Consider the following 12213-nt stretch of genomic DNA (forward strand, 5'->3'; position numbering starts at 1 on the left):
GATAGGGAAAATGAACCCTTCAGTTCGATGTTCAGATGAGGACCTCGTCAGCGAATTCCATCAGGGCCAGCAGGCTGTCCGTCTGCACAAACAGGCCGGATATAAGACTGCGACCATACCCGAAACAAACATGTAAAATCACTTGATCTCCGGGAGGCGTCCATATAAGAATCCTTAATGGAATAGAGAAAGCCAAATTGAGGCACAATTTTAACTAATCCTGGCTGGGTGAGGAATGCAGCAGTATCCATACATGCATTTTTGACCACCTAGTGGTAAATGCCACGAACATCTGTCGGCATTTTTTCCTTATGGTTATGTTTTGTTCATGGGGATTGTCATTGTTTTTCCCTATTTTATTCGATATTCACTCTATACCCATCGACGTATCCCGGACAAGGAAATCCGTCTTCTGGATGAGGCAGTTTGCTTGTTGTCCGGGCAGTGGGATGCAGAGTTGGGTTTTTCTCCAGGATCTCGTTTCAACTGTTCCTGCAACGGGAAGAGGAATGCACTTTATTAAATCTCGCTGCCCCAGCATCGCCTGCAGGCGCTCCCAGTAATAAGGGTCAGGTTTGTCATTATGTGTGTCCCCGATCATGAAGAGGGGTAGGGATTCTGGTTGCATGCAGATTTTCTGGGGGGATTGCCTGACCTGTCATGGATAATAAATATTAAAATTTGCTGTTTGTGTGAAAAACCTGTTGGATTTACCGGACAGGTTTTATGCTGGGGGCAATTCAGGGGATAATAAACGGATTTTTCTTGCTTTTCATCGGGGAAAGCGTAAAAAATCGCGCATAAAAACGGGAGTCTGCCTGCGTGTAAAGGCGCGATCTTCGAGTAGAACAAAAGGATTGTGGCAATATGATGCTAATGCTGAGTAATGATGATGGCTATTTCTCGCCTGGCCTGGCTTGCCTGACTGAAGTGCTGTCGGCGGTTGCGGAGGTAATTGTGGTAGCTCCTGAAAGAGATCGTAGCGGGGCAAGCAATTCATTGACACTGGATCGACCGCTTAATTTGCGCCGTGCAGCCAATGGTTTTTATTATGTGAATGGTACTCCTACCGATTGCGTGCACTTGGCAGTAACCGGGATGCTGGATACACAGCCGGATATGGTTATTTCCGGTATCAATGCCGGCGCGAATATGGGGGACGATACTATTTATTCAGGTACGGTGGCAGCAGCAACTGAGGGTTTTCTGTTGGGAATTCCGGCCATTGCCGTATCTCTGGTAGGCAGAAAATGGGCGCATTATGACACGGCAGCGCGCGTGGTGAAGGACCTGGTCCTGCAGTTTGAAAAAAACACGCATGTTCATCCGTGGCTGCTGAATGTAAATGTGCCGGATATTCCCTATGAGCAGTTGAAAGGGCGTGAAGTCACTCGTCTGGGTAAACGTCATAAAGCTGAGCCGGTGGTGAAGAGTATCAACCCCCATGGTGAAACAGTGTTCTGGGTAGGTGCTGCTGGCAAGGAGCAGGATGCCGGAACGGGTACGGATTTTAACGCCATTGCGAGGCAATGCGTATCCATAACTCCTCTACAGATTGACCTGACGCAGTACAGTCAGCTGGATGCGGTACGAAACTGGCTGATCGGGGGTGTCACGTGAATGAACGCCATTCCGGTATTGGTATGACATCCCAGCGTACGCGCGGGCGTCTAATCGGGAGGTTGCGTGCGCAGGGGATAGTGGATGAAATGGTCCTTTCTGCAATGAATGCAGTACCGCGGCACATATTTATCGATGAGGCGATTGCCAGTCGTTCCTATGATGATGTGTCGCTGCCATTGGGGTTTGGTCAGACCATATCGCAACCGTATATGGTGGCACGGATGATTGAAATTTTGCGCAATGGTCTTGAACTAAAACGTGTTCTGGAGGTCGGTACTGGCTGTGGTTATCAGGCAGCGGTGCTGGCACAGCTGGCACATCAGGTATATTCGGTAGAACGCTTGCAGCCATTGTATGTCCGAGCTGCGGGCTATCTGAAAGAGCTGCAGATCAGGAATGTTACTTTGCATCATGCGGACGGCAATCTTGGATTGCCTGCAGCGGCACCATTTGATGGCATCATCATGGCGGCGGCAGCTACCCATGTTCCACAGCCGTTGCTTGAGCAGCTGGCCGTTGGAGGTAGGATGGTTCTTCCACTGGGATCGCAGGAGCAGTGTTTATGTCTGGTTGAACGCGGACCCAGGGGGTTTCGTGAAACTCGTCTGGAAGCGGTGAAATTTGTGCCATTGTTGATGGGGAAAGTATGAAGCTTAAATTGTTCTCTATTCGATTGCCGATCATGGCATTTGCAATCCTTGTCATGGCAGTGGGCTGCTCGTCCAGCGGTTCCCTGGCGCCAGTGGTGGAAAAAAAGGCACAGCACGAGTTTGAAAGCGGAGTAAATATGAAGAAACTGGCAATTCCGGATGGAGGGCAAACAGCTAAAGGGGTTTCACGTGCCAAGGACGGGAGTTTGCAAACTTATGTGGTACAAAAGGGCGACACTCTGTATACCATAGCATTCAGCTATGGACTGGATTACCGGGATATTGCTGAATTAAACAACATTCAGAATCATGATCTGATCCAGGCTGGGCAGGAATTGCGCCTGCCTTCTGCTGCTTCTCTAGCTGTATCCACTATCCCAGGTACTCCTATTGCCCCAGTTGTGGCAATGAATATGGTGGAAAGCAGGCCTCTTCAATCTTCCACGGTAACCCAGCAGAAGGTAACCAGCCTTCCCTACAGCGGGCAGACCGTGACAGGAACTGAAAAGGTTCCGGAAGTCTATAAGCCTGAAACAGCCCCATCTTCCAAGGATCAAACAAGATATGTATCCCGGTCTGAGTCCAAGCCGAATTATGCAGCAGAGGAAGATGATGCTGTGCTGGAATGGATTATGCCGACGTCAGGAAAAATTATAAACGAATTTTCGGAAATATCCGGTAGCAAGGGGATCAACATTGCAGGAAAACTGGGGCAGCCAATTGTAGCCAGCTCCGCAGGTAAGGTGGTATATAGCGGTAACGGCCTGCGGGGATACGGCAAGTTACTTATTATTAAACATAACAAGGAATATCTGAGTGCATACGCCCATAACGATCAACTGCTGGTCAAGGAAGGCCAGAACGTAAGCAGAGGGCAGAAGATTGCCGAGATGGGTAATACCGATGCCGATCAGGTCATTTTGCACTTTGAGATTCGTCGATATGGCAAGCCAGTTGACCCTGCCAGATATTTGTCCATTACAAAATCATGAATTCATGAATAACGGGAATCTGGGTACAACCGATCATAATCGCGACAGTGCAGGGTTGACCTATGTCTACCCTGTGGTATCAAGGAGGGCGGGTGGGGTTTCCGTCGGTATCAACCTCAATATCAATAATGCCTGCAATTGGCGCTGTATTTACTGTCAGGTACCTGAATTAAAGCGCGGTGCAGCACCGTGCATTGACCTCGCACTACTGGAGCAGGAGTTGCGGGGTTTTTTTCATGAACTGCTGCATGGTGACTTCATGGAGAAGCGTGTGCCGGCATGGGCGCATCGCGTGAATGATATTGCACTATCCGGAAACGGCGAGCCAACTAGTGCAAGGGAATTCGAACAGGTCATTTCCTTGATTGGCAGGTTGCAGCAGGAAGATGCGTTGCCTTCCAGCATAAAGCTGGTTCTGATCACGAATGGCAGCCTTTTGGCCCGTAACTATGTGCAGCAGGGTCTGCGCAAGATGGCACAGTTAAACGGAGAGGTGTGGTTCAAGCTGGATCGAGCCAGCAGCGCTGGCATGTGGCAAGTCAATAGTACCCATACCACTATCGACAGGGTGCGACAACATCTCGCACTATCTGTTTCGCTATGTCCGACCTGGTTGCAAACCTGCTGGTTTATGCTGGATGGGGAATTCCCCGGCAAGCGGGATGAGGATGACTACCTGAATTTTGTGTCCGGATTGCTGCGGAACAATATCAGGCCGGAAGGTGTGCTGCTTTATAGTGTGGCACGCCCTTCCCTGCAGCCGGAAGCTTCACGGCTATCCGCTCTGCCAGAACAGCAGCTTGAATTGTTTGCCCAGCGGATTCGGGCATTGGGAATTCCAGTAAAGGTGGCGGTATGAACAATAAAACTCATTTCCCATGCGTACAGTCTTTTTTTGACCCGGAGACCTTTACCGTTTCCTATGTGATCTATGAAACGCCTAGTTCTCCCTGTGCAGTTGTGGATTCAGTGCTGGATTACGATCCAAAATCCGCCCGTACCCGCACTGCATCTGCAGACCGAATTATTGACTTTGTGCGCATGAACGATTTAAAGCTGGAGTGGATACTCGAAACCCATGCACATGCGGATCATTTGTCTGCGGCTCACTATATCAGGCAAAAACTGGGGGGTAGAATTGCAATAGGCGAAAAGATTAAAATCGTTCAGGAAGTATTCAAACAGATATATAACCTGGGGCCGGAGTTCAGGACAGATGGATCGCAGTTCGATTATCTGTTGAAAGAAAATGAGGAATTCAACATTGGCAGGTTGACTGTCAAGGCATTGTATGTGCCGGGCCACACGCCAGCTGACATGGCCTATCAGGTCGGCGACGCGGTATTTACCGGAGATACTCTGTTCATGCCAGATGTGGGCACAGCGCGTTGCGATTTTCCCGGGGGGGATGCGCATTTATTGCATCAGTCAATACGTAAGCTGTTGAATAAGCCGGCTAACACCCGGCTGTTCATGTGCCATGACTACCCTCCGGGTCAGCGCGCCCCGCAATGGGAAACCACGGTCAGCAGGCAGCGTGCCGAAAATATTCATGTACATGCTGGAATCAGCGAGGAGCAGTTTGTTGCCATGCGAACCGGGCGTGATGCTACTCTTGCCATGCCTACCCTGATTCTTCCTGCAATCCAGGTGAACATCCGTGCCGGAGAGTTTCCGCCAGCCGAAGGCAACGGTAAGCACTACCTAAAAATTCCGCTGAACGTTTTATAGCGGGGCCGGATGCCCCGATTTTTACCGTTTTGCAATTTATTTCCTGCAATCCATTATGCACACACAGTATGGCTTGCCTGTGTTTAGGTATAATGTGCAGTTGGTTTATTTTCAGTATTCACAATGAGTATTCTTGCCTGGATTATTGCTTCCTGTATTGCAGGGGGGACATTGAGCATAGTATGCGCAACTTTTTTTGCTCTTGGCAACCGTACCCAAAATTATCTGAGTGGGATGGTGAGTTATGCAATTGGGGCCTTGCTTGGCGCCGTGTTCCTGAATATCCTGCCTGAAGCGATCCATCTGGCTCCGAATGTGGCAGTTTTAAGCGGCACAGTGCTGTTTGGAATTCTGCTTTTCTTCATTCTGGAAAAACTGGTGTTATGGAGGCATTGCCATCATGAACACTGCGAGGCGCATGTAACCCATGAACCCGGCCATGGATTTGACAACGGGCGCAGTGGCATGCTGATTATTATAGGAGACACTTTCCATAATTTTGTGGATGGCATTATTATTGCTGCGGCCTTTCTGACGGATGTCAATCTTGGCATTGTTGCCGCATTGGCTATCATCGCACATGAGATACCTCAAGAGGTTGGAGATTTCGCTATTTTGCTGTATTCAGGCTACAGTAAGTTGCGGGCTTTCCAGTTGAACCTGATTTCCAGTTTTTCTTCGGTAGCGGGTGGCATTCTGGGGTATTTCACCTTGCAGACCATGCAATCGTGGATACCGACCTTGCTGGCGTTGGCTGCCGCAAGCATGATTTATATTGCGGTGGCGGATCTGATACCCGGCCTGCACAAGCGTGCGCATCTCCGCGATACTCTGCAGCAGGTCGTACTTATCGTATTGGGGGTCGGGACGGTATGGCTGATGAGCGTATTCATGGCCGAGTAACCCGCTTTTCCTCCGGGTGTTCCCTTTGGGCAGTCAGATAGATGGACAGCCACCAGACAGGATAACCTGCTTCAGAAGCAGATTTGTCAATTTATTTTTCAATTCAGTCAATAGTTGAACATGAGCAAACCAAACACAGTGCCTCGCGTCGGATTCGTATCACTCGGTTGCCCGAAAGCCACCGTTGATTCCGAGCATATTCTTACTCGCTTGCGTGCAGAGGGGTATATCATTTCACCGAATTATGCAGATTCCGACCTGGTGATCGTTAATACCTGTGGTTTTATCGATTCCGCTATAACCGAGTCGCTGGAGGCAATCGGGGAGGCATTGGTTGAGAATGGCAAAGTAATTGTGACGGGCTGTCTGGGTGCCAAGGGGAATGTAGTCAAGGAGGCGCACCCCAAGGTGCTGGCAGTAACTGGTCCGCATGCGACGGATGAAGTCATGGAAGCCATACACGCTCATTTGCCCAGGCTGCATGATCCGTATAGTGACCTGGTCCCGCCTCAGGGGATCCGGCTGACACCCAGGCATTATGCTTATATCAAAATCTCTGAAGGCTGCAATCATCGCTGTACCTTCTGTATTATCCCCAGTATGCGTGGCGATCTGGTAAGCCGTCCGGTAGGAGATGTCATGCAGGAAGCCGAAAACCTGGTGAAAGCGGGAGTAAAAGAGCTTCTGGTAATTTCCCAGGATACAAGTGCCTACGGTGTGGATATAAAATACCGCACCGGTTTCTGGGGCGGTCGGCCGATCAGGACGCGCATGACTGAACTGGTGAGCGCGATGGGCGAACTGGGTGTATGGGTGCGGTTGCATTATGTCTATCCCTACCCGCACGTTGACGAGGTGACCCCGCTGATGGCACAAGGTAAAATTTTGCCTTATCTGGACATACCATTCCAGCATGCCAACTCGCGTATCCTGAAATTGATGAAACGCCCCGCAAGTAGCGAGAATGTGCTGGCCCGTATTCGCCAATGGCGCGAAACCTGCCCGGATATAACTCTGCGCAGCACGTTTATCGTTGGTTTTCCGGGCGAAACGGAGGCGGAGTTTGAAGAACTGCTCGATTTTCTGGAAAAAGCGCAGCTGGACCGTGTCGGAGCATTCGCGTATTCACCTGTAGAGGGGGCAATGGCTAATGATCTGCCGGACCCGGTTCCTCCGGAGATTCAGCAGGAGCGCTTGGGTCGCCTGATGCAACTGCAGGAAGAAATCAGCGGTGAACGTCTCTCAGAAAAAATAGGCAGAACCATCCAGGTGCTGGTGGACGAGGTGGACGAGGAAGGGGCGATTGCACGAAGCTCTGCGGATGCGCCGGAAATTGATGGCCTGGTTTATGTACACAACGGTCAGTCCTTGAAGACAGGGGACCTGGTAACGGTCCGGATTACTGATTCGGACGAGCATGACCTGTGGGCGGAAACCATTTGATGGGTTAAATTCAGGAAGCAGGCAAGCCGGTTTTTCGGCAAGGAACGGGATGGGTTTCTTGCCGGGGAGAAAAGTTTCCCCTGTACTATTCGAAGAAATTCACTGCCTCTGGTAATTCGCGGGTACGCCTGAATGGTGGAAGACTCTGCCATATTCGTTTGCCATAGGATTTCGAGATCAAGCGTGGGTCGCAGATCATGAGTACCCCACGGTCCGTTTCGTCCCGTATCAGCCGTCCGGCTCCTTGTTTCAGATTGATGATCGTGCGCGGTAGCTGATACTCCATGAAAGCATTCCGACCCTGACGGGTCATCTGGGCGAGGCGCGCTGCCAGCACCGGGTCATCCGGGGAAGCAAACGGCAGTTTGTCGATTACAACCAGAGAAAGAGCCTCGCCGCGGACATCCACCCCTTCCCAGAAGGATTGGCTGCCCAGCAGAATGGCATTGCCGTGCTGCCGGAAACGGTCCAGCAGTTCATTGCGTGAACCTTCTCCTTGCAGCATCAGCGGGAATTCAATCTGATTGCGCTCGAACTGTGCCATCAGGATGTCATGTGCGCGCTGCATGGCGCGCAGGCTGGTAAAAAGCAGAAAAGCTCGCCCGTTGCTGGCCTCGATCAGCGGAAGGGCAGCTTTGACTACCGCTTCGGTGTAATCCGGGTGATTTGGATCGGGCATGTTCCGTGGTACATATAGCAGTGCCTGTTCCGAGTAGTTGAAAGGGCTTTCCCAGCAGGCAGTCTGCGCGTCAGGCAATCCCATTTCGGATTGATAATGAGAAAAATCCTGCTTTACGCTAAGTGTTGCGGAGGTAAAAATCCAGGCGCGCGGACGCCCTTTAATCTGGTCGGCGAATATTTCTGCGATAGACAGTGGTGTGGTGTTGAGCTGTATCGAATGATGAAAAATTTCCAGCCAGCGCACCTTCCCTATCTGTTGCCGGTCCTGCCACTCCATGATTTTTTGTGCCAGCGCCTGTCCACGCTGCCAGCAATTTTCCAGTTCTTCACTGCGCTCTGCCTGTTGCTGCAATAGTCTGTTAAGTTGCTGCAGTCTGTCTTCCAGCGCGAGCATGGCGTCTGTCCAGCCGGGCCAATTTTCCATCATACTGGCATTCATGCGTCCTTCATTCTGCTTGAATGCCAGTCGCAAATCGCGAGCGGCTTTGTCCAGCGCATCAGTGGCGGCGGGAAGGGCGGTAAAATCCCTGGCCGAATTTGCCGCTTCCAGCCGGGTATCGCGAGCCAGCTCGGTCAGTTGCGAGGTAGAAATGCTTTCGCCAAAAAATAGGCTGGCGGTTTCGGGCAATTGGTGTGCTTCGTCAAAAATGACGGTATTGCAGGCTGGCAGAAGTTCCGCAAGACCTTCGTCGCGCAACATCAAATCTGCAAAAAAAAGATGATGGTTCACTATTACCACATCGGCGCGCATTGCTTCCTTGCGCGCTTTTAAAACAAAGCAGTCCTTGTGGTGAGGGCATTCCTGTCCCAGACAATTATCCCGCGTAGAGGTCACCTGCATCCAGACAGGAGCTGTTTCGGGCACATTGCTCGCTTCGCTCTTGTCTCCGGTTTGGGTGATGTCGGCAAATTTTACAATTCTGGCCAGATGACGGGCATCTTCCCGTGTGGTGAAACGGCCATCACACTGCGCGCGCTCTAGATGATGGTGGCACAGATAATTGGCACGTCCTTTCAGCAATGCGGTCGAAACCGGGACTTTAAGCGCATCGCGCACTGTGGGCAGATCGCGCTGGTACAGCTGATCCTGCAAATTTTTGGTGCCGGTGGAAATCACCACTTTGCCACCTGCGAGCAAGGCAGGGACCAGGTAGGCAAATGTTTTGCCCGTTCCGGTTCCGGCCTCGGTGATCAGTTGCCTGTTGGCGGAAATGGCATCTGCAATGGCTTGAGCCATCTCCACCTGTTGCGGTCGGCTGCGGAAATTGGGGATATGCTTTGCCAGTGCACCGTCCGGAGAAAACAAGAAAGCGAGTTGGTTATGGATCATGAAGGGCGTTGTTTACAAGACCGGCTATACATTTGCCATCGGCCTGGATGCATCTTCATCAGGAGGGTTGCCATTAATTTCATTTACAAGCCGGGCAATGTCTGGGCACAGTCTGTATCTAAGCTGGAACAAGGGTTGCGGTGTGTCGATGCTGAATTCTACTATGCTATGCTGTTGTATGGCTTTTCCTGAGTGGCGTCGATTTGCTGCTTGCGGGAATGACATGGTTGGGAATATTTTCTGATACTGCATTCAGATGGCTCGGAACCAGCTGCATATCGTACAATACAATTGGTAACAGCTGGGGTCCGATCTTTTTATGGCTGGCTCGATGCAGCAAAGACCTTCTGGTTCGGGTACTCAATTTAATTCAGTGTACATATGGAACTTCTTCACGGCTGATTATTCAAAGCTGTTACAATCCGCTACATCAGGGTAGCAGATACATCGAAACCGGGGGCGACTTGGCTTCGACGTGGGTAGCAAAGCAGAGTAGGGCATACCGAGGACCCGCAACCTCGTAAATCAGCTGGAAAAAAATAGTCGCAAACGACGAAAAGTACGCTTTAGCCGCTTAATCGGTTAAACCTCACACCCCACTGTCCGTGGGGGGGCTCAAAGCCGCAAGGTTGCGATGAGTGAGGTCATATACACGGAATCGTGTCATGCAGGGTTACTTTGCCTGGCATTAAATTTAGGTGACTTGTCCGTTAGCAGCCTGTCGGTTGGCGTCTGTCGGATGAAAACTAAACAACCTGACTAAGTATGTAGAACTGCCTGTAGAGTGCTTGCGGACGCGGGTTCAATTCCCGCCGCCTCCACCAACAATACCCCCAAAGGGTTCCAGCGCCGTCCAAGTGACGGCGTTTTTCTTTGTATTTCCGAATGAATATTGTCCATTGAAGTGTCAAAAAATCCTATTGCATCCAGCTGTAAAGGGGGTATGATTGGGGGTATTCATTGAGATTGAACCGGGGAAAATATCATGGCTGGGGGTATTTTTAATCGCTTGTCCGATAAGGCTTGCAAGGCTTTCGTTGCTCAACGGGTATATGGAAAGAAGCTTGCAGATGGTGGGGGGCTGTATCTTCTGATTACGCCTGCGGGTTCGGCCAGTTGGCGGATTAAATATCGGATTGAGGGTAGGGAAAAAACTTATTCCATTGGCAATTATCCCGAAGTTTCCCTAGCGGCGGCGCGGGTTGAGTTGGGCGAGGTTAAGGCGATGCTTCGTGAACACAAAGATCCGGTTATCCAGCGTCGCATTAACCGGGCGGAAACCAGCGCATCCAGCGACAACACCTTTGAGTTTGTTGCGGGCGAATGGCTGGGAATGAAGCAGAAGGAATGGAGCGCAGGCCATTACACCAAGTCGGCGCGGGCATTTGAGCGCGACATTTATCCGGCCATTGGCAAGCTGCCCATCGCCAGCATTACCCCGGCGATTGTGGCAAAAACTATTGAAGACGTTCACAAGCGCGACGTGCTTGAAACCGCCACCCGCATTCTTCAGCACCTGAACGGCGTTTTCCGCTATGCCCAGGCCAAGGGGTTATGCCGCGATAATCCGGCGTTGCCTGCCCGTGAGATACTTCCTCGCAAGAAGGACACCGGGCGTATGTCAGCTTTGCTGGATTTTGCTGCGCTGGGCGATGTGTTGCGCCGTGCGGACATAGCGCGGCTGTCCTTATCCGTGCGCATGGCACACCGCCTGTGTGCCTTCACAGCGATGCGCATTGGCAATGTGGTTAACGCCGAGTGGAAAGAGTTTTACCTGGATGACGAGCAAGCTGTCTGGATTGTGCCGCGCGTGAAAATGAAAGTGACTACCCGGCCCATAGACCACCGCATTCCGTTATCGCCAGAAATTGCCGGGGAGTTGCGCCATTGGCGCGAAATATTCGGAGGAAAAGGCTTTGTGTTTCCCTCGCCGCAAGGTGGTAAGCACATCGGGCGCGAAGCCATCGAAAAAGTGTACCGCGTAACCCTGGCATTGGGAGGAAAACATTCTCCGCACGGCTGGCGCAGCGCATTTTCCACGCTGGCACGTGATCACGGCTTTGCACGCGATGTGGTGGAACTTGCCCTGGATCATGTCCACGACAATGAAGTTGCGCGAGCCTATGACCGGGGCGAGCGGTTTGATGAGCGGGTCAAACTGTTTCAGTGGTGGGGCAAGCAGCTTGCCGCCGCGCAGCGCGGGGCAGCGGTCATCCCGCTAAAAACCAAAGCGGCCTGATGGTTGGTATGAACCAGCGGATTCCCTTGGCAGCAATGCTGGCAGCCATACCCAGTGGGAGCGTGCCTATTGATCCAATAAATCCTGATTCAATAAATCCAACTTCGGCTTAGGTTCAAACAAATCCATTTGCCTGGGAGCTGCGGGTTTGTCGTATTTCATGTGTGCTGTCAGGCCAAGCAAAGCTTCCACCTGGCCCGCTGCCCTCATGATCTGGTATAAATCAAGCTGATCGACGGTAGTGTGATTTTCGATGTGATTCTTGAGATAAGTTTCCGACCTGGATTGAACGCCATTACGCGCGCAAACCAAATAAGCCACTGATTCTGCCTCGATTTCCCGCTGTGCATGGTTCATGGGCGACCGCCATGGTACCTTGAGCGCCCTGTCGGGACCAAGATGACCCAGACACAGGTGTGCCAATTCATGCGCAAGCGTGGCAAACTGCACGGCAATGGTGTGATTTCTGTTAATGCTTATTGATCCGGCCTTATAAAGATTGAACTTTTAAGTATTCGGCATCTCCAACCAGGCATGGAAAAAGAAGACGCGCGATACCAAACGCTGGAACAGTTGCACGAGAGGCGAAAGCAAGTCATCCGGCTGCACAAAAGGGGCTTC

General features: G+C 51.3%; 11 protein-coding genes and 1 other RNA gene. 10 read left to right on the plus strand and 2 right to left on the minus strand.

Annotated elements, in window-relative coordinates:
• The first annotated feature begins 328 nt into the window (after positions 1–328).
• The 8 genes from KJA68_RS08240 to rimO all read left to right on the plus strand — a co-directional run bounded on the left by KJA68_RS08240 (position 329) and on the right by rimO (position 7342).
• Positions 329–523 (plus strand): hypothetical protein, encoded by a 195-nt coding sequence (locus KJA68_RS08240; RefSeq protein ID WP_213036462.1) that lies wholly within the window; start codon positions 329–331, stop codon positions 521–523.
• Between the two features lie 344 nt (positions 524–867).
• Complete coding sequence (gene surE, locus KJA68_RS08245) at positions 868–1620, plus strand: 5'/3'-nucleotidase SurE (protein WP_213036463.1); 753 nt, start codon at positions 868–870, stop codon at positions 1618–1620.
• Positions 1617–2273 carry a protein-L-isoaspartate(D-aspartate) O-methyltransferase gene (locus KJA68_RS08250; protein WP_246487121.1) on the plus strand — a complete coding sequence of 219 codons (657 nt, stop codon included), beginning with the start codon at positions 1617–1619 and terminating at the stop codon, positions 2271–2273. The genes surE and KJA68_RS08250 overlap by 4 nt, the downstream gene beginning before the upstream one ends.
• On the plus strand, positions 2270–3265 hold the full coding sequence (locus tag KJA68_RS08255; protein WP_213036464.1) for a peptidoglycan DD-metalloendopeptidase family protein: 996 nt from the start codon (positions 2270–2272) through the stop codon (positions 3263–3265). Before KJA68_RS08250 ends, KJA68_RS08255 begins: the two co-directional genes overlap by 4 nt.
• A gap of 4 nt (positions 3266–3269) precedes the next feature.
• The gene (locus tag KJA68_RS08260) at positions 3270–4124 is read left to right on the plus strand and encodes a radical SAM protein (RefSeq protein ID WP_213036465.1); all 855 of its coding nucleotides are present in this window, start codon (positions 3270–3272) and stop codon (positions 4122–4124) included.
• Complete coding sequence (locus KJA68_RS08265) at positions 4121–4996, plus strand: MBL fold metallo-hydrolase (RefSeq protein WP_213036466.1); 876 nt, start codon at positions 4121–4123, stop codon at positions 4994–4996. Before KJA68_RS08260 ends, KJA68_RS08265 begins: the two co-directional genes overlap by 4 nt.
• Positions 4997–5119: 123 nt before the next feature.
• Positions 5120–5899: a ZIP family metal transporter gene (locus KJA68_RS08270; protein ID WP_213036467.1), complete on the plus strand. Its 780-nt coding sequence runs from the start codon at positions 5120–5122 to the stop codon at positions 5897–5899.
• Positions 5900–6019: 120 nt separating this feature from the next.
• Entirely contained in the window at positions 6020–7342 is a 1323-nt protein-coding gene (gene rimO, locus KJA68_RS08275) for a 30S ribosomal protein S12 methylthiotransferase RimO (protein ID WP_213036468.1), read from the plus strand.
• An 85-nt stretch (positions 7343–7427) separates the two neighbouring features.
• Here the strand turns inward: rimO and KJA68_RS08280 are convergent, their stop codons facing one another.
• Complete coding sequence (locus tag KJA68_RS08280; protein WP_213036469.1) at positions 7428–9353, minus strand: DNA repair helicase YoaA; 1926 nt, start codon at positions 9351–9353, stop codon at positions 7428–7430.
• Between the two features lie 455 nt (positions 9354–9808).
• Between KJA68_RS08280 and ssrA the strand changes: the two genes are divergently transcribed.
• Positions 9809–10177, plus strand: a transfer-messenger RNA (tmRNA) gene (ssrA, locus tag KJA68_RS08285).
• 161 nt (positions 10178–10338) lie between these two features.
• Entirely contained in the window at positions 10339–11592 is a 1254-nt protein-coding gene (locus KJA68_RS08290) for a tyrosine-type recombinase/integrase (RefSeq protein ID WP_213036470.1), read from the plus strand.
• Positions 11593–11658: 66 nt separating this feature from the next.
• On the opposite strand, the gene KJA68_RS08295 is transcribed toward KJA68_RS08290, so the two are convergent.
• Complete coding sequence (locus KJA68_RS08295) at positions 11659–11949, minus strand: hypothetical protein (protein WP_246487122.1); 291 nt, start codon at positions 11947–11949, stop codon at positions 11659–11661.
• Between the last annotated feature and the right edge of the window lie 264 nt (positions 11950–12213).

This window comes from Candidatus Nitrotoga fabula, from assembly GCF_905221025.1.
GTDB classification, from domain to species: domain Bacteria; phylum Pseudomonadota; class Gammaproteobacteria; order Burkholderiales; family Gallionellaceae; genus Nitrotoga; species Nitrotoga fabula.

Bases quoted from the DNA above. Each gene is read 5' to 3' on its own strand.
- KJA68_RS08295 (WP_246487122.1), bottom strand. From the start codon at position 11,949: ATGAACCATGCACAGCGGGAAATCGAGGCAGAATCAGTGGCTTATTTG.
- KJA68_RS08260 (WP_213036465.1), top strand. From the start codon at position 3,270: ATGAATAACGGGAATCTGGGTACAACCGATCATAATCGCGACAGTGCA.
- KJA68_RS08280 (WP_213036469.1), bottom strand. From the start codon at position 9,353: ATGATCCATAACCAACTCGCTTTCTTGTTTTCTCCGGACGGTGCACTG.
- surE (WP_213036463.1), top strand. From the start codon at position 868: ATGATGCTAATGCTGAGTAATGATGATGGCTATTTCTCGCCTGGCCTG.
- KJA68_RS08290 (WP_213036470.1), top strand. From the start codon at position 10,339: ATGGCTGGGGGTATTTTTAATCGCTTGTCCGATAAGGCTTGCAAGGCT.
- rimO (WP_213036468.1), top strand. From the start codon at position 6,020: ATGAGCAAACCAAACACAGTGCCTCGCGTCGGATTCGTATCACTCGGT.
- KJA68_RS08270 (WP_213036467.1), top strand. From the start codon at position 5,120: ATGAGTATTCTTGCCTGGATTATTGCTTCCTGTATTGCAGGGGGGACA.
- KJA68_RS08240 (WP_213036462.1), top strand. From the start codon at position 329: ATGGGGATTGTCATTGTTTTTCCCTATTTTATTCGATATTCACTCTAT.
- KJA68_RS08265 (WP_213036466.1), top strand. From the start codon at position 4,121: ATGAACAATAAAACTCATTTCCCATGCGTACAGTCTTTTTTTGACCCG.
- KJA68_RS08255 (WP_213036464.1), top strand. From the start codon at position 2,270: ATGAAGCTTAAATTGTTCTCTATTCGATTGCCGATCATGGCATTTGCA.